The organism is Pectobacterium araliae (assembly GCF_037076465.1).
Taxonomy (GTDB): domain Bacteria; phylum Pseudomonadota; class Gammaproteobacteria; order Enterobacterales; family Enterobacteriaceae; genus Pectobacterium; species Pectobacterium araliae.
This window is the reverse complement of sequence record NZ_AP028908.1, coordinates 584,317-611,054: the sequence shown is the minus strand read 5'-3', so window position 1 is coordinate 611,054 and position 26,738 is coordinate 584,317. Positions and strand designations below refer to the sequence as shown.

General features: G+C 51.3%; 24 protein-coding genes and 1 other annotated feature. Of the genes, 7 read left to right on the top strand and 17 right to left on the bottom strand.

The window, feature by feature from the left end; translation table 11 throughout:
* Positions 1-94: 94 nt before the first annotated feature.
* Together dnaJ and dnaK are read right to left on the bottom strand one after the other, a co-directional pair.
* Positions 95-1,231 (bottom strand): molecular chaperone DnaJ, encoded by a 1,137-nt coding sequence (dnaJ, locus tag AACH44_RS02775; RefSeq protein ID WP_261848994.1) that lies wholly within the window; start codon positions 1,229-1,231, stop codon positions 95-97.
* A 108-nt stretch (positions 1,232-1,339) separates the two neighbouring features.
* A complete protein-coding gene (dnaK, locus tag AACH44_RS02770; RefSeq protein WP_261848993.1) occupies positions 1,340-3,247 on the bottom strand; it encodes a molecular chaperone DnaK in 1,908 nt (635 codons plus the stop codon).
* A gap of 490 nt (positions 3,248-3,737) precedes the next feature.
* On the opposite strand from dnaK, the gene satP reads away from it, so the two are divergent.
* Complete coding sequence (gene satP, locus AACH44_RS02765) at positions 3,738-4,313, top strand: acetate uptake transporter (RefSeq protein WP_005973207.1); 576 nt, start codon at positions 3,738-3,740, stop codon at positions 4,311-4,313.
* A 111-nt stretch (positions 4,314-4,424) separates the two neighbouring features.
* On the opposite strand, the gene AACH44_RS02760 is transcribed toward satP, so the two are convergent.
* Together AACH44_RS02760 and mog are read right to left on the bottom strand one after the other, a co-directional pair.
* Positions 4,425-5,762, bottom strand: coding sequence for an MFS transporter (locus AACH44_RS02760; protein ID WP_261848992.1), 1,338 nt, complete (start codon positions 5,760-5,762; stop codon positions 4,425-4,427).
* A 123-nt stretch (positions 5,763-5,885) separates the two neighbouring features.
* Positions 5,886-6,473, bottom strand: coding sequence for a molybdopterin adenylyltransferase (gene mog / locus AACH44_RS02755; RefSeq protein ID WP_261848991.1), 588 nt, complete (start codon positions 6,471-6,473; stop codon positions 5,886-5,888).
* A 376-nt stretch (positions 6,474-6,849) separates the two neighbouring features.
* On the opposite strand from mog, the gene AACH44_RS02750 reads away from it, so the two are divergent.
* Positions 6,850-7,938 carry a GGDEF domain-containing protein gene (locus AACH44_RS02750; RefSeq protein ID WP_261848990.1) on the top strand — a complete coding sequence of 363 codons (1,089 nt, stop codon included), beginning with the start codon at positions 6,850-6,852 and terminating at the stop codon, positions 7,936-7,938.
* Between the two features lie 78 nt (positions 7,939-8,016).
* Here the strand turns inward: AACH44_RS02750 and tal are convergent, their stop codons facing one another.
* The gene (gene tal / locus AACH44_RS02745) at positions 8,017-8,970 is read right to left on the bottom strand and encodes a transaldolase (RefSeq protein ID WP_010681778.1); all 954 of its coding nucleotides are present in this window, start codon (positions 8,968-8,970) and stop codon (positions 8,017-8,019) included.
* Positions 8,971-9,272: 302 nt separating this feature from the next.
* Here tal and yaaA point away from each other — a divergent pair, with 302 nt between their 5' ends.
* Positions 9,273-10,046 (top strand): peroxide stress protein YaaA, encoded by a 774-nt coding sequence (yaaA, locus tag AACH44_RS02740; RefSeq protein ID WP_261848989.1) that lies wholly within the window; start codon positions 9,273-9,275, stop codon positions 10,044-10,046.
* Between the two features lie 195 nt (positions 10,047-10,241).
* On the opposite strand, the gene thrC is transcribed toward yaaA, so the two are convergent.
* The 5 genes from thrC to AACH44_RS02720 form a co-directional block, all read right to left on the bottom strand.
* Positions 10,242-11,531, bottom strand: coding sequence for a threonine synthase (gene thrC, locus AACH44_RS02735; protein ID WP_261848988.1), 1,290 nt, complete (start codon positions 11,529-11,531; stop codon positions 10,242-10,244).
* 3 nt (positions 11,532-11,534) lie between these two features.
* Positions 11,535-12,464 carry a homoserine kinase gene (gene thrB, locus AACH44_RS02730; RefSeq protein ID WP_039507167.1) on the bottom strand — a complete coding sequence of 310 codons (930 nt, stop codon included), beginning with the start codon at positions 12,462-12,464 and terminating at the stop codon, positions 11,535-11,537.
* 2 nt (positions 12,465-12,466) lie between these two features.
* On the bottom strand, positions 12,467-14,926 hold the full coding sequence (thrA, locus tag AACH44_RS02725) for a bifunctional aspartate kinase/homoserine dehydrogenase I (protein ID WP_261848987.1): 2,460 nt from the start codon (positions 14,924-14,926) through the stop codon (positions 12,467-12,469).
* Positions 14,927-15,017: 91 nt separating this feature from the next.
* Positions 15,018-15,133 (bottom strand) — a sequence feature (Thr leader region).
* Positions 15,072-15,140 (bottom strand): thr operon leader peptide, encoded by a 69-nt coding sequence (gene thrL, locus AACH44_RS21155; protein WP_014916714.1) that lies wholly within the window; start codon positions 15,138-15,140, stop codon positions 15,072-15,074. It overlaps the preceding feature by 62 nt.
* Positions 15,141-15,350: 210 nt before the next feature.
* Positions 15,351-16,037 (bottom strand): tRNA/rRNA methyltransferase, encoded by a 687-nt coding sequence (locus AACH44_RS02720; RefSeq protein ID WP_261849037.1) that lies wholly within the window; start codon positions 16,035-16,037, stop codon positions 15,351-15,353.
* Between the two features lie 756 nt (positions 16,038-16,793).
* Between AACH44_RS02720 and arcA the strand changes: the two genes are divergently transcribed.
* Positions 16,794-17,513, top strand: a complete 720-nt coding sequence (gene arcA / locus AACH44_RS02715; RefSeq protein WP_338659492.1) for a two-component system response regulator ArcA — start codon at positions 16,794-16,796, stop codon at positions 17,511-17,513.
* A 57-nt stretch (positions 17,514-17,570) separates the two neighbouring features.
* On the opposite strand, the gene creA is transcribed toward arcA, so the two are convergent.
* On the bottom strand, positions 17,571-18,053 hold the full coding sequence (gene creA / locus AACH44_RS02710) for a protein CreA (protein ID WP_261848986.1): 483 nt from the start codon (positions 18,051-18,053) through the stop codon (positions 17,571-17,573).
* 205 nt (positions 18,054-18,258) lie between these two features.
* Between creA and robA the strand changes: the two genes are divergently transcribed.
* On the top strand, positions 18,259-19,146 hold the full coding sequence (gene robA / locus AACH44_RS02705; RefSeq protein ID WP_261848985.1) for an MDR efflux pump AcrAB transcriptional activator RobA: 888 nt from the start codon (positions 18,259-18,261) through the stop codon (positions 19,144-19,146).
* Here robA and gpmB read toward each other — a convergent pair.
* Positions 19,135-19,785 (bottom strand): 2,3-diphosphoglycerate-dependent phosphoglycerate mutase GpmB, encoded by a 651-nt coding sequence (gene gpmB / locus AACH44_RS02700; protein ID WP_261848984.1) that lies wholly within the window; start codon positions 19,783-19,785, stop codon positions 19,135-19,137. The two genes, robA and gpmB, sit on opposite strands and share 12 nt — an antisense overlap.
* 50 nt (positions 19,786-19,835) lie before the next feature.
* Here gpmB and yjjX point away from each other — a divergent pair, with 50 nt between their 5' ends.
* Positions 19,836-20,375, top strand: a complete 540-nt coding sequence (gene yjjX, locus AACH44_RS02695; protein WP_261848983.1) for an inosine/xanthosine triphosphatase — start codon at positions 19,836-19,838, stop codon at positions 20,373-20,375.
* A 3-nt stretch (positions 20,376-20,378) separates the two neighbouring features.
* Here yjjX and trpR read toward each other — a convergent pair whose 3' ends face one another.
* Together trpR and sltY are read right to left on the bottom strand one after the other, a co-directional pair.
* Positions 20,379-20,726, bottom strand: a complete 348-nt coding sequence (trpR, locus tag AACH44_RS02690; RefSeq protein ID WP_261848982.1) for a trp operon repressor — start codon at positions 20,724-20,726, stop codon at positions 20,379-20,381.
* A gap of 72 nt (positions 20,727-20,798) precedes the next feature.
* On the bottom strand, positions 20,799-22,733 hold the full coding sequence (sltY, locus tag AACH44_RS02685; RefSeq protein ID WP_261848981.1) for a murein transglycosylase: 1,935 nt from the start codon (positions 22,731-22,733) through the stop codon (positions 20,799-20,801).
* A 343-nt stretch (positions 22,734-23,076) separates the two neighbouring features.
* On the opposite strand from sltY, the gene ettA reads away from it, so the two are divergent.
* Complete coding sequence (ettA, locus tag AACH44_RS02680; protein WP_261848980.1) at positions 23,077-24,744, top strand: energy-dependent translational throttle protein EttA; 1,668 nt, start codon at positions 23,077-23,079, stop codon at positions 24,742-24,744.
* A gap of 87 nt (positions 24,745-24,831) precedes the next feature.
* Here the strand turns inward: ettA and AACH44_RS02675 are convergent, their stop codons facing one another.
* The 3 genes from AACH44_RS02675 to AACH44_RS02665 form a co-directional block, all read right to left on the bottom strand.
* Positions 24,832-25,092 (bottom strand): hypothetical protein, encoded by a 261-nt coding sequence (locus AACH44_RS02675; protein WP_261848979.1) that lies wholly within the window; start codon positions 25,090-25,092, stop codon positions 24,832-24,834.
* Positions 25,089-25,505 carry a Tar ligand binding domain-containing protein gene (locus tag AACH44_RS02670; protein WP_425606624.1) on the bottom strand — a complete coding sequence of 139 codons (417 nt, stop codon included), beginning with the start codon at positions 25,503-25,505 and terminating at the stop codon, positions 25,089-25,091. Before AACH44_RS02670 ends, AACH44_RS02675 begins: the two co-directional genes overlap by 4 nt.
* A 212-nt stretch (positions 25,506-25,717) precedes the next feature.
* A complete protein-coding gene (locus tag AACH44_RS02665) occupies positions 25,718-26,629 on the bottom strand; it encodes a LysR family transcriptional regulator (protein ID WP_261848977.1) in 912 nt (303 codons plus the stop codon).
* Between the last annotated feature and the right edge of the window lie 109 nt (positions 26,630-26,738).

Here is a 26,738-nt window from a genome sequence, read left to right as displayed (position 1 = left end):
CAACGGCCGCAAGGTGACGGATAAGGACGTCCGTCATAAAAAAACCGGCGGGTTTACCCCACCGGTCTTTCTGTCACGCGTTAACGAGAAGCGATTAACGGGTCAAGTCGTCGAAAAACTTCTTCACGCCATCGAAAAAGTTTTTCGAGCGTGGGCTGTTTCTTTCGCCAGACGGGCCACCGAAGCTCTCATCGAGTTCTTGCAGCAGTTGTCTCTGGCGCTCATTCAGATTAACCGGCGTTTCCACAACCACGCGGCACAGCAGATCGCCCTGTGCACCGCCGCGAACCGATTTCACACCTTTGCCGCGCATACGGAACAGTTTTCCAGTTTGCGTTTCCGCAGGCACTTTCAGCTTCACGCGGCCATCCAGCGTCGGGACTTCAATCTCGCCGCCTAATGCTGCCATCGCAAAGTTGATCGGCACTTCGCAGTACAGATTGTTTTCTTCACGCTGGAAGATCGGGTGCGCTTTAACCTGCACCTGAACGTACAAATCGCCTGACGGCGCGCCGTGCTCGCCTGCTTCACCCTCGCCGGACAAACGGATACGGTCGCCCGTGTCCACACCCGCCGGAATTTTCACCGACAGCGTTTTGCTCTTCTCTACACGACCATGACCATGACATTTGACGCACGGATCTTTAATGATCTTGCCGCGACCATGACAGTGCGGACAGGCCTGCTGCACAGTAAAGAAGCCCTGACGCATCTGTACCTGACCGTTACCATGACAGGTTGGACAGGTGACCGGCGAACTACCCGGCTTCGCGCCATTGCCGTGGCACACATCACACTCTTCCAGCGCGGGAATACGGATCTCTTTGGTGACGCCACGTACCGCTTCTTCCAGCGTCAACTCCATGTTGTAGCGTAAATCGGAGCCACGGCTTGCACGCTGACGACGGCCACCGCCAAAGATGTCCCCGAACACGTCGCCAAAAATATCACCAAAATCAGCACCGCCGCCGCCAAAGCCACCACCGCCTCCGCCCATACCACCTTGCTCAAACGCCGCATGACCATATTGGTCGTAGGCTGCACGTTTTTGCGCGTCGGTAAGGATCTCGTAGGCTTCTTTGATCTCTTTGAACTTGGCTTCTGCCTCGCTATCACCCTGATTACGATCTGGGTGGTACTTCATCGCCAGACGCTTGTACGCTTTCTTTATTTCGCGCTCATCCGCGCTTTTAGCAACGCCCAGGCTTTCGTAATAATCTTGCTTCGCCATTTATTTTCCTGCCCCTCAACATGCGTGCACGGGCGCAGAGTTTCCTCGACGCCCGTGCTGATTGCCAGCAATAGCCTTGTGGCTGCTACTGCGCCCGCTCAAGGGCGATTACTTTTTATCTTTTACTTCTTCAAATTCAGCATCAACGACATCGTCGTCGCGACGAGCAGAGGCATCATCAGCGGCACCTTCAGCACCTGGCTGTGGCTGAGACGCTTCCAGCAGCTTGCCGGAAACCTGAACCAGCGCCTGAATCTTCGCTTCGATTTCTGCTTTGTCTTCGCCTTTCAGTGCGCTTTCCAGCGCTTTCAGTGCGTCGTCAATGGCAGTTTTATCATCAGCGGCCAGTTTGTCGCCCACTTCTTCCAGCTGCTTACGCGTGCTGTGCAGCAGGTGATCGCCCTGGTTACGAGCCTGAACCAGTTCTTCAAACTTACGGTCAGATTCTGCGTTCGCTTCTGCGTCGCGAACCATTTTCTGAATTTCTTCTTCATTCAGACCAGAAGATGCCTTGATGGTGATTTTCTGCTCGCGACCGCTGTTTTTGTCTTTCGCGGAAACGTGCAGGATACCGTCAGCATCGATGTCGAATGTGACTTCAATCTGCGGCATACCGCGCGGCGCAGGCTGAATACCATCCAGGTTAAACTGACCCAGAGATTTGTTGTCATGCGCACGCTTACGTTCACCCTGCAGAACGTGAATCGTTACCGCAGACTGGTTGTCTTCCGCCGTTGAGAACACTTGACTGTGTTTCGTCGGGATCGTGGTGTTCTTGGCGATCAGCGCCGTCATCACTCCACCCATGGTTTCGATACCCAGAGACAGCGGGCTTACGTCCAGCAACAGAACGTCTTTCACGTCACCAGACAACACACCGCCCTGCACCGCAGCACCGATAGCAACCGCTTCGTCTGGGTTCACGTCTTTACGTGGCTCTTTACCGAAGAAGTCAGCGACTTTCTTCTGCACCAGAGGCATACGCGTCTGACCACCAACCAGAATCACGTCCTGAATTTCAGAAACGGACAGGCCAGCATCCTGCAATGCCACTTTCAGCGGCTCCAGAGAACGGCTCACCAGCTCTTCTACCAGTGATTCCAGTTTCGCACGAGTCACTTTGATGTTCAGGTGCTTAGGACCGGTAGCATCTGCCGTGATGTACGGCAGGTTAACGTCAGTCTGCTGTGCAGAAGACAGCTCGATCTTGGCTTTTTCTGCCGCTTCTTTCAGACGCTGCATTGCCAGCGGATCGTTACGCAGGTCGAAACCTTGCTCTTTCTTAAATTCGTCAACCAGATAGTTGATCATACGGCTATCAAAGTCTTCACCACCCAGGTGAGTGTCACCGTTGGTTGCCAACACTTCGAAAGTTTTTTCGCCATCAACTTCGTCGATTTCGATGATGGAAATATCGAACGTACCGCCGCCCAAGTCGTAAACCGCGATAGTGCGGTTACCGACTTCTTTATCCAAACCGTAGGCCAGCGCTGCCGCTGTCGGTTCATTGATGATACGTTTGACTTCCAGACCCGCGATACGGCCAGCATCTTTAGTTGCCTGACGCTGTGCATCGTTGAAGTAAGCGGGTACGGTGATGACCGCTTCGGAGATAGTCTCTCCCAGATAGTCTTCCGCCGTTTTCTTCATTTTTTTCAACACTTCAGCTGAAATCTGCGGCGGAGCCATTTTCTGATCTTTCACTTCCAACCATGCATCGCCATTATCCGCCGCGATAATTTTATACGGCATGATGTTGGCATCGCGCTGAACTTCTTCGTCTTTAAAACGACGGCCAATCAGACGTTTGATAGCAAACAGTGTATTTTTTGGGTTGGTCACTGCCTGACGTTTAGCCGGTTGGCCAACCAAAGTTTCACCGTCTTGCGTATAAGCAATGATTGAAGGCGTGGTGCGATCGCCTTCGCTATTTTCCAGTACTTTTACCTGAGTACCGTCAATAATCGCGACACAAGAGTTGGTTGTACCCAGGTCGATACCAATAATCTTACCCATCTAAACATCTCCACTAAAAAGTCATATTCGGTGTGGTGGTTAAACCTACTACCTACTGTGCGGGCGAAATGTCGTTTTTCAACAAGATTTCTCGTTTTCTAACGACACACCCTCGTTTTTCATCAGCAGCACACGTTTCATTTTCATGCAAACTACCGATGTAACGGCCCGACACACGCCTTTGCGGCAGGTCAAACTGTTTCGGTTGCAAATAAGATGGGGCCAACATTTCTATCATCAAGGGGGGAAGACGAAAAAAAATGACCTTTATCCCTCTTACGATCAAACTATTCTGCCTTCCCCATGTTGTGTCCATTCCAAACGCCCGATATGATGCCGCGCTCGCTGCAAAAATGGGGACACATCCCTACACAATGGCGGGCAATAACACCTAAACGACACCTATCCCAACGTGATTGGCGCATTCGCGAACCTTAATGCCGCGCCCGACGCGAAGGGACTATTAATAATCTGTTATTGCAGAGGATTTATGAGCACGAACACGTTGGCAAATCCTGGTCCATTAGGACTGATGGGCTTCGGGATGACCACTATTCTGTTGAACCTGCACAACGCAGGCTTTTTCCCACTTTCTTCCATCATTCTCAGTATGGGTATCTTCTACGGCGGTATTGCCCAGATTCTGGCCGGCCTGTTGGAATATAAAAAAGGGAATACGTTTGGCGTGACCGCGTTTACGTCTTATGGCGCATTCTGGCTGACGCTGGTTGCCATTCTCGTACTACCGAAAATGGGTCTGGCGGAAGCCAGTGATGCCCAGTTCCTTGGTGTATTCCTGGGTCTATGGGGCGTCTTCACGCTGTTTATGTTCTTCGGCACCTTCGGCACCAACCGCGCCCTACAATTTGTCTTCGGCAGCCTGACCGTGCTGTTTGCTCTCTTGGCCGTGGGTAACTTTACTGGCAACCACGCGCTGCTAACCTTCGCGGGTTACGAAGGCATCATCTGTGGCGCAAGCGCCATTTATCTGGCAATGGCTGAAGTGCTGAACGAGAAGTTTGGCCGCACTGTACTGCCAATTGGTGCTCGTGGCGCGTCCCACTAAGTTCCGACGCAAGAGAGATAGACGCAGTCTAGAGGTATTAGCCCGCGTTAAATAGCAACGAGCCCTGTCAACCTGACAGGGCTCGTTGCTATTTACAAAGATAACCTGTGTTTAAACTTCAACAGGCGAACGATCGCCCGCATCGCTCTCTGCCGAAGAACGCGAATCAGCATCCAGATCGCGTTGCAAATAAACGCCCAACAGCAATCCCACCGCAGCCAGCGTCAAGACATAGAATGCCGGTGCCATCGGCGTGGCCTTCATGATCAACGTAACGAAGACAGGTGTCAGGCCACCGAAAATGGCATAGGACACGTTGTAGGAAAAAGAAATTCCCGAGAACCGCACGGCTGCCGGAAACGCCCGCACCATGACATAAGGCACACCACCCACGACACCCACGCTGAGCCCGACAATCGCATAGCTGACAAAAAGCAACGTCGTGCTGCTTGCTGCCGAGGTGTAAAAGAACCAACTGCATACGGCCAGCGACAGGCTGCCGACAATAAACAGTTTGCTGGCACCAAAACGATCCACCAGCAGCCCAGCACTAACACAGCCGACCATCAGTGCAATCGTTGCCAGACAGTTTGCCTGCAATGCCAGCGCAGCAGGAATACCATGGACTTTTTGCAGGTAGGTCGGCGCCATCAGAATAACGACGACGATGCATGCAGACAGCAGCCAGGTCAGCAGCATTGACACCACAACCGCACGTTTATGATTTAAAACGACCGATTTTAGCGGCAACTCTTCTGCCAGTTTTTTCTGCGTTTGCATTTCCATAAAGATGGGCGTTTCCTGCAACCAGCGGCGCAGATACATCGCCACAAGGCCAAATACCCCGCCAATGAAGAACGGCAGGCGCCAGCCACCGCCCGACATCTGCTCTGGCGTCAGCACCGTATTCAGCAACGTTGCGATCAGCGAGCCTAGCAGAATCCCCATCGTCAGCCCGGCGGTCAATGTACCGCAGGCAAATCCAATGCGAGCGCGAGGCACATGCTCTGCAACGAAAACCCATGCGCCAGGAACTTCACCACCGATTGCCGCCCCTTGCAGCACACGCATTAACAGCAGTAAAAGCGGTGCAGCAATACCAATGGCTTCATAGGTCGGTAACAAACCCATTGCCAGCGTGGGTAACGCCATCAGCAATATGCTCAGGCTAAACATTTTTTTACGCCCACTTTTATCGCCAAAGTGGGCCATGATGATGCCCCCCAGCGGGCGAGCCAGATAGCCTGCGGCAAAAATACCGAACGTCTGTACCTGCCGCAGCCATTCAGGAATGTCTGGCGGGAAGAAGAGATCGCCAATAACCGCGGCAAAGAAGACAAAAATAATAAAATCGTAAAACTCTAACGCGCCACCCAGTGCAGCCAGAGACAGCGTTTTATAGTCCTGCCGGTTCAACCGACGAGGATGGGCGTGTTGATTCTGAGTCATAAATTACCGTGCATTGCCAGAGTGAAAAAAAACGTCATCGCAGTGTGTAAAGTAGAAATTACTATAGCGGCAAAATTTTTATACACCAGCAAAGCTGAATCTTATGTTTCAAATCGCCTAACTTCAGTCTTTTATTTCGCGCACCGCATTTTTAGGGCGAAAAGCTGCTACCACATCCACATTTGTTTCAATATAAGGACCTTCCAGCAGTTGGATACAATACGGTACGCTGGCAAAAATACCGGCCACAATCACCTTATCATCGGCATTTTTTAAACCTTCCAGCGTTTCCTTAATCGCTTTAGGTTGCCCTGGCAAATTGAGAATCAACGCCTGTTTACGCAGCACACCCACCTGACGAGAGAGGATCGCGGTAGGCACGAAACGTAGGCTGATCTGTCGCATTTGTTCGCCAAACCCCGGCATTTCTCTATCGGCAACGGCCAGCGTGGCATCCGGCGTGACATCACGACGTGCGGGCCCCGTCCCCCCCGTCGTTAATACCAAATGACAGCCGCGCTCATCCACCAACTCACACAGCGTTTGTTCAATCATCGACTGTTCATCCGGCACTAACCGAGTTTCCACGTCAAAAGGCGTCACCAAAGCACTGCGGAGCCAAGATTCCAGTTCTGGGATACCTTTATCCTGATAAACCCCGCTGGAAGCACGATCGGACACGGAGACCAAACCAATACGCAGTACGTTCATAAGCACCTCAACTTAAACAAAAAATAAATTTTATCAGGATAGTGGACGCTTTTATCAAAGAATTAGCGCTTATAAAAAAATTCATACCATATCCGTTATTTCACACCCTGTGCGATACGTTATTGATAATAGTTATTAATTTCCATCTCAAAAAAATGAAATTACTTAATTTAATAATACCGCAAAGAAATTAAAAAATTACAGGCGAATAAAAAAATCGCTTACCCATTAAAAGCTAATGAAATAGGCCGATACATTAGAGAAAAAAGGTGATATCCGCCACGACAGAACATCACGAAAAATCAAATAATATGATAAAATTAAAGCACTTCTTTAGTATCACAATAAGTAAAAAAGCCTTATCAAGGAAGTCGCCATGAATGACATTAAGTATAAGATACTTAAACTTTTTTCCCATCCGACATACGCGTTTTTCCTGTTCGGGGCGATTTCTTTTATCTTCACCATCGTTATTATGCATGAAGCGAACAAGTCGACCTGGAAAGCAGAACGAACAAATCTCGATACCACAATCAAAACCTACGGTTCCTACAGCAACAGCGGTGAAGTAACAGAAAGCGATATGACCCGGCAATCTGGCACTTATTTGTCGTCACGAACCAGAACATTAGCTTTTAACACCCGAAATTCACGTAGCGAATGTATAAACAAGCTTTCTTCTTCCAATCTCACTTTCAACGATATGGCCGTGATCCGAACCTGCCAAAACAAATTGCCTTCTATCGGTGACTATGCAGGTAAAGACACACTGACGGTTATTTTCCCTATTCTGTCACCAACCGATGAACTGCTGGGCATTTGGATAAGGACAACATCGGAAAAACCACAGCCATCCTTTGTCCAGACGCTATTTTCCCTGTCATCAACCCTCATTATTGTTGGTAGCGTGCTGCTTTTCGCTATTTTAGGCAGCCTGCTGTCACTGCTGGCAAAAAAATACCTGATAGAACTGCCTATCATTGCCAGATACGACGATCTGACTGGCTATTTACGGCGAGATGCGTTCTTTCTAGCAACGAATAAAGCCTTTAGTATTGCCAATCTGACCAAGCGACCCGTTAGTGTCATGCTGATCGATATCGACCATTTTAAACTGGTGAATGATAGCTTCGGTCATAGCGTCGGTGATGATGCATTGAGATTCGTTGCCGACTCCTTCAAGAAATCATTTCGCCGCGAAGATATTTTTGGCCGTATTGGTGGCGATGAATTCGCTATTGTGTTACCGAATACCGGATTAGACGATGCTTACACGATCGTCGATCGAGCCAGAGAGCGAATTAGCGACACGCCTTGTGATACAACCTCAGGAAAAATTAGGCTAACGGTGAGCATCGGGCTGGTTGAATACCATACCGCAGGGGAAGATTTAAGCGAGGTCATGAAGCGTGCCGATGATAATCTTTATATCGCGAAGAAAACGCGTAACGCGACGGCGAGATAGGCATCTTCCCCTCCGCAACGCCAAACCACAGACAAAAAAATAGCCGGAATTTCCCGGCTATTGTTATTCGCACAATGCTTACAGCAAATCTGCAATCATTTTTTCCAGCTTTTCCTGGTCGATCGCAAACTTACGAATCCCGTCGGCCAGTTTATCAATCGCCATTGGGTCTTGGTTATGCTGCCAGTAGAACTCGGCTTCTGTCATTTTCGCCGGGCGAACTTTCACCTCACCGACATAAGACAACTTACGAACCACTTCACCTTCGCTTTCTGACAGTTCTTTCAGCAGAGCGGGGGCAATCGTCAGGCGGTCACACCCAGCCAGTTCAAGAATCTCACCGACATTACGGAAGCTCGCGCCCATCACGACGGTTTCATAGCCGTGTTCTTTGTAGTAATCATAGATTTCGCTAACAGACACCACGCCCGGATCTTCATGCGGCGCGAATTCTTTCTTATCGCCATTGGCTTTGTACCAATCCAGAATACGGCCAACAAACGGTGAAATCAGGAACACGCCCGCTTCAGCACAAGCGCGAGCCTGTGCGAAAGAGAACAGCAGCGTCAGGTTACAGTTGATGCCTTCTTTTTCCAGTTGCTCCGCCGCGCGAATGCCCTGCCAAGTTGAGGCCAGCTTAATCAGGATACGTTCGTTGCTGATGCCTGCGTCGTTGTACAGTTTGATCAGGTGCTTAGCTTTCGCCACGCTAGCTTCGGTGTCATAAGACAAGCGCGCATCAACTTCAGTAGAGATACGGCCGGGGATCAATTTTAAAATTTCGAGACCAATGTTGACCGCCAGTTTATCCGTGGCATCCACGACCTGCTGTTTACGATCGCTGCTCTGCTCGCGCGCCCAGGCAATCGCCTCGTCGATTAGCTTACGGTATTCAGGAATTTGCGCAGCGTTCAAAATCAGTGAAGGATTGGTGGTCGCATCTTGCGGTTGGTACAGTTTCATTGCCGCAATATCGCCGGTATCAGCTACAACCGTGGTCAGTTGGCGTAGGGAAGTCAGTTTATCCGTCATGTTGGCATGTCTCGTTGTTTATACGTGGTGCTCGTGAATGAAAATAGCTCGTATATGAATCGACTTGTTATCTAATCGGGTGGCCGTCTGTTTTGCGCCGAAATCTGATAATAACACGCGCACTTTACCGCGCAAGCCGACTGTTAATCCTTTCCATACTGTCCCGCCTCTTACCACGCTGAAATCATAGCACCGGAAAATGAAGCGTCTTAAAAGATGAAGCTATTGTAGCCATCGCCATTTTCTTATCGGGTTCTTGCTATAGTAGGTGAATCAAAAATCAGACCGACAGGACATGGCGCATGCTTATTACTATTTCACCCGCAAAAACGCTCGACTACACCAGTCCTTTGGCAACGACGCGTTATACGCAGCCGGAACTTCTGGACTATTCCAGCCAGTTGATTGACGTGTGTAAAAAACTGACGCCAGCACAGATCGGTTCTTTGATGAGCATCAGCGATAAACTGGCTGACCTGAACGCAGGCCGCTTTAGCGATTGGCAGCCGGATTTCACACCAGAAAACGCGCGTCAGGCGCTGCTGGCGTTTAAGGGCGACGTTTATACCGGATTGGCCGCAGAAGATTTCAGTGAGGATGACTTCGATTTCGCCCAGCAGCATCTGCGTATGCTGTCAGGCCTGTATGGCGTGTTGCGGCCGCTGGATTTGATGCAGCCGTATCGGTTGGAAATGGGCACCAAGCTGGAAAACAAAGCCGGTAAAGATCTCTACCGTTTCTGGGGCGACACCATTACTGAAAAACTGAATCAAGCGTTGCGCGATCAAGGCGATGATGTGCTGGTTAATCTGGCATCGGACGAATATTTCAAAGCCGTTAAACCGAAAAAGCTTAATGCCCGTCTAATCAAACCCGTCTTTTTGGATGAGAAAAACGGTAAATTCAAGGTGATCAGCTTCTACGCCAAGAAAGCGCGCGGCCTGATGAGCCGTTTCATTATTCAAAACCGCCTGACGCAGCCGGAACAGTTGAAAGCGTTTAATCTGGACGGTTATTTCTTCGAGGCAGCAGACTCGTCGAATGACGAGCTGGTGTTTAAGCGTCACGAACAGTAAACAAGGTAGTACGATAGGTAAAGAAGAGAAGACGAAATTGCTGACAAAGGTCGTCGAGCGGTAGTAACGGATAGATCGTAAAGACGCTGTAAATACATCCCTGTACGCTCGGATTGCGCCATCCATGGCGCAAACGCTTTACTCTTCTATTCCGTTACTACCGTTTCCGTTTAGCAAATAGGTTCGTCAGCTATCTTATTCCGGCAGTGACATCAGGAACTCACGCAACTTCGCGAAATCATCCGGGAAGTTGTGCGACAGCAGATCCAGATCGGCACGCTCAGCCAGCGCTTCTGGCAGATCCAGCTTTTTGCCCAGAATGTCTTCTACGCTTTCCTTGAATTTCGCCGGGTGCGCCGTGCCCAGGAACAGACCGAACTCACCCGCTTGCAGCTGATCGCGCAGCAAACGGTAAGCAATCGCAGCATGTGGCTCAGAGAGATAGCCTAACGCATCCAGCTCATGCATGGTTTCTTTCGTGGTTTCATCGCTCACGGCGCCAAAGCCCAACGTTTTCAACGGCCAGTTCTTACGGCGGAACAGCTCTTCCACGCGCGGCCAGTTGTTTGGTTGGCTTACATCCATCGCGTTGGATAACGTTGCCACCGTTTTATGCGGTTCCCAATTACCATTGCTCAGGAAACGCGGCACGGTGTCATTGGCGTTCGTCGCTGCAATGAAACGCTTAATCGGCAGACCCAACGATTTCGCCAGCAGGCCAGCAGTCAGATCGCCGAAGTTACCGCTCGGCACAGAAACCACCAATTGGTTACGGGCTTCCTGCGGCAGTTGTGCAACCGCTTCAAAGTAGTAGCAAATTTGTGCCAGCAGACGGCTGATGTTGATGGAGTTCGCTGAATTCAGGCCAATCGCCTTTTTCAGTTCTTCATCATCAAATGCCTTTTTCACCAACGCCTGACAGGCATCGAAATCACTGTCGATAGCAATGGTGTGAATGTTGCCACCCAGCGTACAGAACAGCTTTTCCTGTAACGGGCTGATTTTACCCTGCGGATACAGGATCACAACGCGGACATTTTTCAGGCCATAAAAGGCGTGCGCCACAGCAGCACCAGTGTCGCCAGAGGTCGCCGTCAGAATGGTAATTTCCTCGTCGCCAGAGACTTCCGTCAGCATTTGCGCCATAAAGCGGCCGCCGAAGTCTTTAAAAGCCAGCGTCGGGCCATGGAACAGCTCCAGCGCAGCAACATCGTCCTCAACTGGCGCGATAGGAGCAGGAAATGCAAAAGCTGCTTTTACGCGCTCAAACACGGTTTCGGTCGCAATTTCATCGCCGATATAGGCAGACAGAATGCGGCTGCTGCGGGTCACAAAATCCAGATCCAACAGCGCATCGATTTCAGTGCGCTCAAATTCCGGCAGTTCCAGCGGGAAGAACAGCCCTTGCTGGCTACCCAGTCCTTGCTTGATAGCCTGAGCAAAGCTCACCTGCTCGTTATGATCTTTAAGGTTGTACAGTTTCATGCATTATCCCAGTTGTCGTGCGCCAGTCGTATCAAGACGGCAAATATGAACAAAACCTTCATCGTTCTGCAAATAGTTATCCCGCAGCCAGTCGGCCAAGCGCTGTGCGCTCGCCATATCATTGCAGACGGAGAATAACGTTGGGCCAGAACCGGAAATACCACAGGCCAGCGCCCCGATATCTTCAGCAGCCTGGCGAGCGGCAGCAAAGCCGGGCAGCAGTTTCGTCCGATAAGGTTCCGCGATGACATCCTTCATCAGCTTCGCCGCCAGCGCTGCCTGTCCGGTATGGCAAGCGTGGATAAAGCCCGCCAGATAACGGCCATGGCTGATGCAATCCTGACGACGATATTGCGCAGGCAGAATCGCACGCGCTTCAGCAGTGGAGACTTTAATCCCCGGATACGCCATGACCCACAGCCAGTCATCAAACGACGGCACAGGCTGGCTGATGATGCCGTTTTCTTCCAACATCAGTTGGACACCACCGAGGAAGCACGGGGCAACGTTATCGTAGTGAACGCTGCCGGAAATGCGCCCTTCCAGCTCACCCATCAGCGTCAGCAGACGGTTATCATCCAGCGGTTTACCGCAAAATTCGTTCATCGCCATCAGCCCGGCGACGACAGAACAGGCGCTGGAACCGAGCCCTGAACCAATCGGCATATTCTTTTCGAGCGTCATCGCCACCGGCACGGTTTTGCCAATTTCCTGACAGAACAGTTCCCAACATTGATACACAATGTTTTCTTTCGGGTTGTCCGGCAGCTTGCTAACAAAACGCCCTTCATTACGCAGGCTGAACAGATCGGCGGCTTCAACGGAGACGCAATCCCCCAGCAGCGAACCGTCTACCGGTGAGACGGCCGCACCCAGCACATCAAACCCGACGCTGACGTTACCGATTGATGCAGGTGCATATACCTTAACCATAATTATGCTCCCAACTTCCATGACAAGGTGCGCAGCAGATCGGCGAACACACCAGCAGCGGTAACATCGTTACCCGCGCCATAACCGCGCAACACGAGCGGCAGTGGCTGATAATAACGGCTGTAGAATGCCAGCGCATTCTCGCCATCTTTGACTTTAAACAGCGGATCGTTGCCGCCAACGGCACTGATCTTGACCTTACAGCGGCCTTCTTCAATCACGCCAACATAGCGCAACACTTTACCTTCATCGCGCGCTAGTGCAACACGGCTGGCAAACTCATCGTCTGCCGTCGGCAGGCGCTGCATAAAGCTGACGACATCGCCGGAAGCATCAAAGCTGGCAGGCAAAACGGATTCCACCTCAATATCGCCCAGCTCCAGTTGATAACCCGCTTCACGCGCTAAAATCAGCAACTTACGCGCCACATCCATACCGGACAGATCGTCACGCGGATCGGGTTCGGTATAGCCTTTTTCTTTCGCCTGCGTGGTCGCTTCCGACAGTGACATGCCTTCATCCAGTTTACCGAAAATGAAGGACAGCGAGCCAGAAAGAATGCCGGTAAAGCGAATCAGCTCATCACCCGCATTCAGCAGATTTTGCAGGTTTTCAATCACTGGCAGACCGGCGCCGACGTTGGTGTCATACAGGAAACGACGGCGGGATTTCGCCGCAGCGCTACGCAACTGGTGATAATAATTCATCGATCCGGTGTTGGCCTTTTTGTTTGGCGTCACCACGTGGAAACCATCGGCCAGAAAGTCCACGTACTGATCGGCCACCGCCTGATTCGACGTACAGTCAACGATTACCGGATTCAGCAGATGATACTCTTTAACCAGACGGATCAGACGGCCCAGATTGAACGGCTCACGGGCTTTACCCAGATCTTCACGCCAGTTATCCATCGAAATGCCGTTAATATTGGTCAACATTGCCTTGGAGTTAGCGATCCCACATACACGCAGGTCGATATGTTTGTCTTTCAGCCACGGCTGCTGGCGGTGGATTTGCTCCAACAGTGCACCACCCACGCCGCCGACGCCGATCACAAACACGTCGATCACCTGATCGGTGTTAAACAACATCTGGTGCGCAACGCGCACACCAGTGGTGGCGACATCATTGTTCACTACGACGGAGATAGAGCGCTCGGACGAGCCCTGCGCGATAGCCACGATATTGATGTTTGCCGTTGCAAGCGCAGAGAACAGGCGGGCAGACAAGCCACGCAGTGTGCGCATACCATCGCCCACCACAGAGAGAATTGCCAGACGCTCCATCACATCCAGCGGCTCCAGCACGCCTTCTTTTAATTCTAGATAAAATTCGTCTTCCAGCGTTTTTCTGGCACGCGCCAGCTCGTTTTGCGATACGCAGAAGCTGATGCTGTATTCGGAAGATGACTGCGTGATCAGAACAACAGAGATACCCGCACGCGACATCGCGGCAAACACGCGCGCCGCCATGCCGATCATACCTTTCATGCCGGGGCCGGAGACGTTGACCATCGCCATGTTATTCAGGTTGGTTATGCCTTTCACCGGATACTGGGTATCCGTGCTATCCATGCCGATGAGCGTACCGGGAGCCTGAGGATTTTCGGTGTTTTTGATGAGGCAGGGAATTTGGAACTGGGCGATAGGAGCGATGGTGCGAGGGTGGAGGACTTTGGCGCCGAAATAGGACAGCTCCATCGCCTCCTGATAGGACATCGATTTTAATAATCGAGCGTCCGGCACCTGACGCGGATCGCAAGTATAAACGCCGTCAACATCGGTCCAGATTTCACAACAGTCGGCACGCAAACACGCAGCCAGCACCGCAGCAGAATAATCAGAACCATTACGGCCCAACACGACCAGTTCACCTTTTTCGTTACCGGCAGTGAAGCCCGCCATCAGGATCACATGATCTTTCGGAATGGCGCTTTCAGCAATGCGACGAGTCGACTCAGTGATATCCACGGTGGATTCAAGATAGTGTCCCTGCGCCAGCAGTTTCTCGACCGGATTGATGACGGAAACGCCGTAGCCACGTGCCTGAAAGACCGCTTCCATGATGGCGATAGACAGCTTTTCTCCCCGGCAGATGATCGCGGCATTCACACTGTCAGGGCACTGCCCCAGCAGGGCGATACCGTGCAAAACGTGTTTCAGCTGTGCAAACTCCTGATCCACGAATGCCTTCAGGCGAGCGTGGTCAAAACCGGGTTGGGATGCGGCAAGACCTTGCAGCAGCGAAGAAAAGATCGTTTCGGCGTCGTTCAAATGCGGCAGAATATCTTGTCCAGCGACGGTCTTCTCAATCATGGCAACCAGATGGTTGGTAATTTTCGCCGGCGCGGATAATACGGTAGCCACCTGTCCCTGGCGCGCGTTGTTTTCGATAATGTCAGCAACGCGGGCAAAGCGCTCCGCATTCGCTACTGAAGTCCCGCCAAATTTCAACACTCGCATTTTTATCTGTTCTCCTGAATTTCTGCCAACCAAACGCTGAAAGCATTTTTTGTATGCCGCTTACAAACGGCGTTGAGGGATAACCTGCCATAAAAAAAAAGCCCGCACTGTTCGGTGCGGGCTTTTTCTGGAATCTTGGTATGCGTCAGCCCGCACCGTTACTGGTTGTATCGGTGATGGTAATAATCGTGGTGATCAGGCTGATAGTACGCATGCTAAAATCGAATCTCATTAGAAGTAGAGTTATCTGCCCTATTAGTTAGGCCAATCGCCCTTTGAAGTCAACGGATTTCTTTTTTTCTTCTCGCCGAACGAAAAATTCATGCCGCGTAACCCACTGCCTAAACAAGAATATGCCGGACAAACCGTTGTCAAAATACGCACACCAAGATGTTCGGCTGCCAAAAAAGTCATCTCTGCTATCTTATTTCGGCAATCTTTTTTCAATATCGTGTAGCAACCGATGGAGCATCGCTGTATCGCGCTGCTCTAAACGCCCCAATCGCTGATGCAGCCAGTCCCGCAGCTTTTCATCGTCCTCAACCGCCAGATTAGCCAAGAGCCGATCCAAACGATCGCGCAGCGCCAACAACTGCCCCGCCACCGCTGGCTGCACCGTTTCCGGTTTGACCTGCATAAGTTCAGCCAACTGGTAACAGTACACCATCACTGCCTGACCAAGATTCAGCGAAGGGTAATCCGCTTTCATTGGCACCCCCGTCAACACGTCCGCCAGCTCAAGTTCTTCATTCGTCAGGCCAACATCTTCTCGACCAAACACCAACGCCGCAGAGGTCATCCATTGTTCCTTCTCTTGCAATACACCCGTCAGCTCCGCTGGCGTGCAGTAATAACGATATTTAGCCCGGCTGCGCGCGGTGGTCGCAACCGTAAAATCAACATCAGCCAATGCTTCAGCCAGCGTGGAAAACACCTGCACGTTATCCAGAATATCCCCCGAAGCATGCGCTACCCAACGGGCTGCGGGTTCCTGATATACGGTACTACCGACAATACGCAAACTACTGAATCCCATCGTTTTCATCGCGCGGGCTGCGGCCCCGACGTTCTCTGCCCGAGCGGGCTCAACCAAAATAATATGAAACTGCATAGACTCCCCAGTATGGGTTAGTACGCTCTGACACGATTTGCGCCAGCAGGTCAATAACACGGTTCTGTCATCGATAGCATCATTGATAACGATTGATTTATCACGACTCATCGATAACGACCTATCACTCACTACAGGTGGAAAATTAACAATAAACCAACAGAATTTCTGGCATCAACTCAGCCTTTGGCAGGAAATATCGGGATGTCCAAAAAGTGGGCGGGAATAAAAACCCTAAGAAAAATAGGGTAAATTAATTTATTTCAATAAGTTACAAAAACATCAACGACTATGTAGCGTCAATTATGATTATTGGCATTTGCTATGCTAAATCGTTCATAAAAAGTGCTAAATTGTGACATAAACAGGCAATCCTATAAGTGTTTATCACAAAATAGTTAACGTGCTAAAATGAAATTTGATATATGTCAACATAACCGTAGATTTATCAGCAGGCAAAATCAGTGCTTACTGTTATGTTGCTGTTAATAAGGTTAAACTGTGCGCCACTTTGAGCGCAGTTAAATTAGCGCCACGCTCACCCGCTAGCAGTACCTCTAAGCGGGTAGAGGATGAACACCAGTAACGCATTTACGTACTTGAGTCTGATGTTGAGCGAGAGCGTAGTTTACCTCGATAAGCTCCAGGGAAATACCCAGAATAACTGGCGTTGTAGCCAGCGAGCCAGCAGGGTATGACAGCGACTTCTGTACTTCCGATTTCTATAATTTTAGTTGGCAATTTTAGGTAGCAAACATGCAGACGCCGCACATTCTTATTGTTGAAGACGAGTTGGTAACCCGTAACACCCTCAAAAGCATTTTTGAGGCAGAAGGGTACGTTGTCCACGAAGCCACCGATGGCGCAGAAATGCACCATATTTTGTCCGAAAATGACATCAATCTGGTGATCATGGACATCAACCTGCCAGGGAAAAACGGCCTATTGCTGGCACGTGAGCTGCGTGAGCAAGCTACCGTTGCCTTGATGTTCCTCACCGGTCGTGACAATGAAGTCGATAAGATTCTTGGTCTGGAAATCGGTGCGGATGATTACATCACCAAACCATTCAACCCACGTGAATTGACAATCCGCGCACGTAACCTGCTGTCACGCACCATGAATCTGGGCAGTGGCACTGAAGAACGTCGTCTGGTGGAAAGCTACCGTTTTAACGGCTGGGAACTGGATATCAATAGCCGTTGTTCTCTGATCAGCCCGGCTGGTGAGCAATACAAGCTGCCGCGCAGTGAATTCCGCGCGATGCTGCACTTCTGCGAAAACCCGGGCAAGATTCAGTCCCGTGCTGAACTGCTGAAGAAAATGACAGGTCGCGAGCTTAAGCCGCATGACCGTACCGTTGACGTCACCATCCGCCGCATCCGCAAGCACTTTGAATCAACCGCAGATACGCCGGAAATCATCGCAACGATCCACGGTGAAGGTTACCGCTTCTGCGGCGATCTGGATAATTAATCCTACTCAGCCGGAGCAGGCTTCTGTTCCGGCTGTTTTTCCTCTTCTAACCACACCTTATTCACTCTTTCCCCATGGCATCACCGGCACCGCGCTTAACGCATTTTTTGGCGAACCATCAACCAGTCGATCAGAGTAAGCAAGATAGATCAGAGAATTGCGTTTTTGATCGTAAAACCGAATGACCTGCAATTTTTTGAAAACCAACGACGTTCGTTTTTGGAAGACTACGGACCCGCGACTACCGCCATTTTTGATTTTATCGGACAAATCAATCGGCCCAACCTGCTGGCAGGAAATTGCCGCATCCGACGTGTCTTCCGCCAGCCCTAACCCGCCCTTGATTCCACCTGTTTTGGCTCGGCTAATGTAGCAGGTCACGTTTGATACATCAGGATCGTCAAACGCTTCAACCACAATCTTATGATCCGGCCCGAGTAGTTTAAAGACCGTATCGACCGATCCCACTTCTTCCGCATTGGCTACACTAACGGCCGATAGCGCCAGTAGCCCCGCTCCCATGATTCGCTTTATGTTCATATTTCAGACTCTGTGATAATTCATAACAAATGGTTAATAACCACAATATAAAAAAGGATGTACAAAATAAACCGCTATCATCATCCTCCTTATCCAACTTACCTGCGGGATATTTTCAGAAATCTTCCGCAGTACCAACGTGAAAATATTGCTATGATGCGGGATCTCAATACGCCCGCGCTCAATGTGTTTGATGAGGAAGATTATGGATCAAGCCGGTATCATACGTGACCTACTTAACTGGCTGGAAAGCCATCTCGACCAACCATTATCACTCGATAATGTGGCAGCGAAAGCAGGTTATTCCAAGTGGCATCTGCAAAGAATGTTCAAAGACGTAACAGGTAATGCCATTGGTTCCTATATCCGGGCGCGGAGATTGACCAAAGCGGCGGTTGCACTCTGCCTGACCAGCCGCCCTATCCTTGATATTGCCCTGCAATATCGTTTTGATTCACAACAGACGTTTACTCGCGCGTTCAAAAAGCAGTTTGCCCAAACGCCAGCGTCTTACCGTCGTTCTGATAACTGGAATACTTTTGGCATTCGTCCGCCGATCCGGCTCGGTGAATTTACCTTACCACAGCCGCAATTTGTCGCCCTCCCGGAAACACAACTTCTTGGGCTAACGCAAACCTATAACTGTCGCCTTGAACAGATCTGTAACTTCCGTACAGAAATTCGCATCCACTATTGGCGTCAATTTTTAGGCGAAACCTGTTCTGTCCCGCCAGTGCTTTACGGACTGCACCATTCGCGCCCAAGCAAAGAGAAAGACGACGAACAAGAGGTGCTCTACACCACCGCGTTGGAACCACAGTATCTGCCTGACGATGTTCACACGGGTGAACCCATCACGCTACCGGGCGGCGACTACGCAATGTTTGTTTTTGAAGGGCCAAATGACGAACTACAGGATTTTATTATCAGCCTGTATGACACCTGTCTGCCGACCTTCCAACTCACGCGCCGCAAAGGGTTTGATGCTGAGCGTTTTCACCCTAGCCGCGATGCAGACGGGGAAATACCCGCTATCATCCGCTGCGAGTATCTTATCCCCATCCAGCATGCAGAACCGCTCTCAGCGCTGTAACTCATCCAGTGCCGGAATATCCAAATGCGAAATATCTCCGGCCGTTTCCACCACCCAGCCAGGTGCCAGCCACGGGCTTTGCTGATAATCAATGCGTGACAGGGAACAGTTGCGCAGACGCAGACGCCGTTCAGCCGATGCAGGTAATCCCAGAACCGTACTCAGCAAGCACCCCAGCGCCATCCCGTGGCTAACCAGCAAAGGACGGCTTCCCGCTGGCAACGCCAAACAACGCTCCAGAACGCCGTGCATGCGCAATGCCACATCAACCATCGATTCACCTTCTGGGATACGGCCATCGGGCGTACCATCCACCAGCCCTTTACGCCATCCTTCTTCCTCGGCAGTCAGCGAATCCAGATCGCGGGCTTCTAATACGCCCATGTTTAATTCACGCAGCCCAGGCTCCAGGATTATCTGGCAATTACCACTAGATTTAGCGATGATTTCTGTTGTCTGACGCGTTCTTCCGAGATCGCTGGTAAAAATATGCGTAATCCCTAGCGTTCTGATTCGTTCAGCAACCTGTTGTGCCTGTTGCTCACCTCTTGGCGTCAGTGCACTGTCCGATTGACCCTGAATACGTCGAGCCACATTCCATTCTGTTTCGCCGTGGCGAACAAGATATACCTGTAACATGGTTATTTTCCGTTATACTGCGTCAAATTAACTAAAGGTACGAAACTGTTATGTATCACGTTGTCGCTGCAACTACCAACCCGGCAAAAATTAAGGCTATTAGTCTGGCATTCACCGATGTCTTTGGTGCAGAAAATTGCCGTATCGAAGGCGTTGACGTCGATAGCGGCGTCCCACGCCAGCCTCTCGGCTCTCTCGAAACCCGCACCGGTGCCAGAAACCGCGTTATGATGGCACGTCAGGTACGGCCAGAAGCCGATTTTTGGGTCGGTGTAGAAGCAGGCATTGAAGAAAGTATGACTTTCGCCTGGATGGTGATCGAAAATGCTCACCTGCGCGGCGAATCACGTTCTGCAAGCCTGGTCCTTCCAGAAAGTATATTACATGGTATCCGTGAAGGGCGGGAATTAGGTGATGAAATGGAACGTTTGACGGGCGTTCAGAACATTAAACATAAAGGTGGTGCCATCGGCGTCTTCACCGACGGCAAATTGTCACGCACTAGCGTGTACCATCAAGCGCTGCTGCTGGCGCTGGTGCCGTTCCATAACCCAATCTATCAAATTCCCGTTCAGGCAGCGAAACCGTAGCGGTTACGCGCCATCATCCAACGGTTTATCGGTCGACAGCAACTGCGCTTCCAGCCAGCTTTTTAACGCGGGGGGCGCGGCTTTCAGACTGTTTGAACCGCGTGTAATCGTGGCAATTCCCGCCCCTAGCTCGCCTTTCAGTTCACGCTGGCTCATTTCACCCCGCATTAACTCTTGCACAATGCGCACCCGCGTTCCCAACGCGGTACGCTCATCTGGCGTCAACAGCAGTTGCAGCAGTGGCAGTTGGAGATCTTTCTCAATGGACTGCTGCAATAGCGCGACAAAGCGTAACCAATGCTCATTGTCTTGTTCAGAAAGTGCTGGATCGATAAGCGATAACGGAGTCATAATTGGCTGCCATACTATTTAACTAGTACGGCAGCATAACACAATTCCGGGTAACGATCGCAACGCCGCGTCTCAGTAACGCCGCTGCCATTCTCCATCCGTCAGCACATTGGCTGGCTGATGGAGAAAATAACGATAGAAGACGTCATAGGCCAGCACATTTTTCACATAACCGCGTGTTTCCGAAAACGGGATACTTTCGATAAACGCAACGGAGTCGATACGTCCCGCGCTGTTCCTCAGCCAGGTATTCACGCGCGACGGTCCGGCATTATAAGCCGCAGAAGACAAAATGCGGTTACGGCCAAATGTCTGGTATACGTACTCCAAGTAGCTTGTTCCCAACAGAATATTGGTCTCTGGATCGAACAGTTGGCTACTGTTCGTATAGAACGTGATGTTGCTCATTTTGGCCGTATGCTGTGCCGTCGCAGGCATCAACTGCATCAGACCCGATGCGCCAACCGGGGAACGTGCTTTCGGGTTCCAGGCGCTCTCCTGACGGGCGATCGCCATCGCATAGCTCTGGCTGATCCCTTTGCCCTGCGTTTCACGGCGGAATTCGTCATTCCAGGCCAGCGGAAAACGCTCTTCAAGGTGATCCCACAATTTTGCGACAATCGTCGCCTGTACGCTTAAATCGGCCCAGCGCTGTTCAAACGCATAGCGAGCCAGCGCTTCCTGCTGCGGCTTGCTACGATTCGCCACCAGCCCGACCCACTCGCTACGCGCCAGATTATCCATCTGCCAGAACATCAATTCCCGCACGCGGGCAACTTCCGGTAGCTGAGACAAAGAAGGATCTGGCTTCACCGCCGTCATGATCGTAATCGGATAACGCTCGTTCAGTTTCTGCGCCGCCGCCATCGGGTAGAACCCGCGCTCTTGCATCAGAGTGCGTAATAATGTCTCGCCTTCCTGACGTTTGCCCTGATCCAACAGCACGACGGCACGCCAGTAGCGCCATTCGTCTTTCTGCAACGCCTCCGCGGGTAAACGCGCCATCCAGCTCACCAGCCCTTGGCGATCGCCCGCCCCCAACGCCATGCGCACGCGACGTTCCAGCAAAGTCGTCGATGTGCTTCGTCGCACCACGTTATCCCGCCACTGCGCCTGCTCTGGCGTGGCATCATTCCCCATCAAACGCCAGGCGATGGTTTCTTCCATATCCTGACGTTCTGCGGCGCTCATCTTTTGCAAACGGGCAATGACTGGCAACATCGAACGGGCATTATCCGTATCCTGACGCGCCGTACGCGTAAAGGCCGACAGCGTGACTTTACGCGTGAAATCCGTTGGTCCGACGGTACGGGCAAAGCTCTCCAGCGAATTGGGGTCATTCTGAAGTTTCAGCAGCGCATCGCCCATCGTTTTATAATCGTCGGGCAGTTGCTTGATGAGATAGCTCACCAGACTACCGCTGCCTTCGTCCATCGCCAGACGTGTACGTTCCAACGTCGTCAGCGGCGTCTGTTCGCCTGCCTGCTGCCAGACGGAGAAGAGTTTATCGCACACGGTAGGGAGCGAACGTCCGGTCAGCCAGATATCACGCGTGGCTTCCCACACACCCTGACGCTGACCAGTTGCCCATTGGGCATAATAAAAGTTACAGCGGGCGCTGACGGGCTTCGGCGGCTGCGGACTAAATGCCAGCAGCCCGATCCAGTCCTGACGACGTGCCAGTTCATTCACAAAGCTGGTGGGGAGATTACGGGCAGGCGGCAGCGTCGGGTGCATTGCCATAAACTGCTTCACCTGCGTTACGCTGACCTGGCTCAGATCCTGCGTAAGCGAGCGATATTCAAGATAAGGATAAAGCGGATAGCTGCGTAGCGTCGGCATCAGTTGCGCGACCGTGTCCATCTGGTTGCTGTCCCATGCCTGCTTAACCTGCTGATAGCGCTGACGCTGTTCGTCCAGAGAATCCGCCAGCACATGACCGGAAGCCCCAGTCAAACATATCGCCGCAACGGCGTACCACCAATGACCTGCTTTTATCACCTGCATTAACCTCATCCGTTATCGAACCTGCTATCGGCATCCTTCATCGTATCGATACCCCTATCCTATCGGGCAGATCCAGTGTGGCACATCATGCCAGACAACGATACGTCGATCCGCAAACCGATTCTGAAATTCACTGGGCGGGTCTACGTCTCAGATCGACAATGGCAAATCGCCGGATAGCTGGGATCGCGGGCTGAAACCCGCTACACTCAACGGTTAGGATAATCGAGCGTTGCCGAGGTATTTCTCAGCGGCGCTATTCGTATTCAGTAGCACAGTGCTACACATCGTCACCCGCTTAAGGTGACAAATCATAGAGATAAGAGAGAGGCGAAGTCGCAACGTGGCTCAATATGTTTATACCATGCATCGCGTCGGTAAGGTCGTTCCGCCGAAGCGTCACATTCTGAAAAACATCTCCCTCAGTTTTTTCCCCGGTGCCAAGATCGGCGTGCTGGGTCTGAACGGAGCCGGTAAATCAACGCTGTTGCGTATTATGGCTGGCATTGATACGGACATCGAGGGCGAAGCTCGCCCACAACCTGGAATCAAAATCGGCTATTTGCCGCAGGAACCACAGCTCAACACGGAGCACACGGTACGTGAATCCGTAGAAGAAGCAGTGTCTGAAGTCGTGACCGCATTGAAGCGTCTCGATGAAGTCTATGCGTTATACGCAGATCCAGATGCAGATTTCGATAAACTGGCCGCCGAGCAAGGTCGGCTGGAAGAAGTCATTCAGGCACACGACGGTCACAACCTGAATAACCAGTTAGAACGCGCGGCGGATGCGCTGCGCTTGCCTGAGTGGGATGCGAAAATCGCCAACCTGTCTGGGGGGGAACGTCGCCGCGTAGCGCTGTGCCGTCTGCTGCTGGAAAAGCCGGACATGCTGCTGCTCGACGAACCGACCAACCACCTGGATGCCGAATCCGTGGCCTGGCTGGAACGCTTCCTACACGATTTCGAGGGCACCGTAGTGGCGATTACCCACGACCGTTACTTCCTCGATAACGTCGCGGGCTGGATTCTGGAGCTGGACCGTGGAGAGGGTATTCCGTGGGAAGGCAACTACTCATCCTGGCTGGAGCAGAAAGATCAGCGCCTGGCACAGGAAGCCTCTCAGGAAGCGGCCCGCCGTAAATCCATTGAGAAAGAGCTGGAATGGGTGCGTCAAGGCGCTAAAGGCCGTCAGTCCAAAGGTAAGGCGCGTCTGGCACGCTTTGAAGAGCTGAACAGCACGGAATACCAGAAACGTAACGAAACCAACGAACTGTTTATTCCACCTGGTGCCCGCCTTGGCGATAAAGTGGTGGAAGTCACCAATCTGAGCAAGTCTTACGGCGAACGTCAGCTCATCGACGGGCTGTCTTTCTCCGTACCGAAAGGCGCAATTGTCGGTATTATCGGTCCGAACGGTGCGGGTAAATCAACCCTGTTCCGCATGATGTCCGGTCAGGAACAGCCAGATAGCGGCTCGATTGAGCTGGGCGAAACGGTAAAACTGGCGTCAGTTGACCAGTTCCGTGATGCGATGGACAACAGCAAAACCGTCTGGGAAGAAGTTTCTGGCGGGCAGGACATCATGCGTATCGGCAACACCGAAATGCCTAGCCGCGCCTACGTTGGCCGTTTCAACTTCAAAGGGGTTGATCAGGGCAAACGCGTTGGTGAGCTATCCGGTGGTGAGCGCGGTCGTCTGCATCTGGCTAAGCTGTTGCAGGTCGGTGGAAACGTGCTGCTGCTCGATGAACCCACCAACGACCTGGATATCGAAACCCTGCGCGCACTGGAAAACGCCCTGCTGGAATTCCCCGGCTGCGCCATGGTGATCTCGCATGACCGTTGGTTCCTCGACCGTATCGCGACGCACATTCTGGATTATCAGGATGAAGGTAAAGTGGAATTCTTCGAAGGTAACTTTACCGAATACGAAGAGTACAAGAAGCGTACGCTGGGCGCAGAAGCGCTGGAACCACACCGTATCAAATATAAGAAGATTGCTAAATAAACCATCACCAGACGTGATAAACAAACGGCAACGACCCGCAATTCATTGCGGGTCGTTTTTCTTTCCAATACGGCTTCACTTACCCGATCAGAACGTTTCCCAGTTTTGATTATCGCTGCCTTTGTTACTGCTTCCAGCAATCGCCATTGCTGCCGCTAAACGCGGTTGCGGTGCCGCTTTCGGCAATGACGTTTTCAGTCTCTGAGCCATACCAGCCAGCTTAAATACCGAAACAGCCTGCGTCAAACGCGCCGCCTGCTCTTCAAGTGAAACCGCTGCCGCAGAGGCTTCCTGCACCAGCGCGGCTGCCTGCTGCTCAGTTGGCGTAAGCCTTGAAGATATCCTCATCCAGTGCCTTTTCTACTCTCCAATCTGTCTGGACGCGCAAGATATTCATCCAGACGCTTCTGAGAGGCTCTGACTCGACCAGCAGCTTGATCGGAAGCCGCTTTAAATACCTCGTGATCGCTAATACGGTTTGCTGCCCCAGCTTGAATAAGCAGTAGTCTGGCTACGCGTAGCTGATCGAGGCTGCTGCTGATACCTGCGCGGATGTCAGACAGATCATTAGCCTTATCCAGTGAACCATTGCTCTGCTTTAAGAAAAAACTCGCGGTGCCAATAGAAAGCGCAAAAAGAATCAGGATAATTGAAAAAAGAGTAATAAATAACGAGACGAGACGTATATTGTTGATGTAACTCAACTTATTTTTTAAACAGACATCGATTGCATTCTCATTTTCACCATCACTGGTCTCCATTATCTCTGCCGTTACAGGTGCGACAGAGCCCAGACATCACTGCGACAATAACGCCACGCAGGGCAAACCTTTCATAAAAAAGTCAAAAGGAATCGAGATTGTTATCGGCATTTTCAATCTAAAACGTACCTAAAATAAATTGATAGAAATCGCGCTTCAATAAAAATTGAATGATGACCATAAAAATGAAACAAAACCCTTTTCTCTGCCTATCACAGCGACTTTTTCAACGCGATTGAGTAATCATCCAACGCACGATGCTGCAAAACAAAATCGATAAAACACGCTAGCGCGGGCGAATTCAGCTTGCGACTGGGGTACACCAGATAAAGCTCGTTGGCTTCCACCTGCCAATCCGGCAGCACCCTAACCAACTTTCCAGACACGGCTTCATCTCGGCAGAGGAAATCCGGCAGTAGTGTAATACCCGCTCCTGCAATAGCGCATTCGCGAGCGTAAAGCAGGTTGTCTGTAATGTGTGCGTCAGGCAATAACCAACAATAGAGTTCTGAACCGCAGTGAAGGAGCCACTCTGTCCAGGCATGATGCGCAATACAGCGATGTTGCTGGAGCTGCTGCGGGTGAAGCAATGCCGGATGCCGAGCAAGGTAGTCAGGCGATGCCAGTAAATATCGTGGGGTCTGCCCCAGTGAACGCCCGATAAGTGAAGAGTCATGAGGCTTACCGGTACGAAAAGCGACGTCAAAGCCCTCCTGCACCAGATCGATCACTGCATCTGAAATCAGAACATCCAACGATACCGCAGGAAAGCGCTGCTGAAACTCGGCGGTGAGTCGCGCCAGCAGTGTGGAGCCTAATCCTGCTGGGCTGGTGATGCGCAATCGCCCACTCGGGTTATCACGCAGGCGCTGTATGGCGAGATCGGCACGCTCACTGGCTTGCCGCATCTCCTGGCAGTGAATCAGGTAACGTTCACCAGCAAACGTCAGATTTAGCTGGCGCGTTGTTCGGTTAAGCAGCCGTAAGCCGATCTGCTGTTCGAGCTGGCTAATACGTAGACTCAGGCTGGATTTTGCCAACCCAGCTTTACGCGCCGCCTGTGTAAAACTGCCACATTCGGCCACCAGCGCAAACAGCGCCATATCCTGCAACTGTTTAAACATAATTGTTAACCCTAGACGAACACTGCATTATTTATTGTCCATCTTATCAGTCCTATCTCCGTGTTCTACACTTTGTCTCATTCACAATGATCCTATTCTGAAAATAATG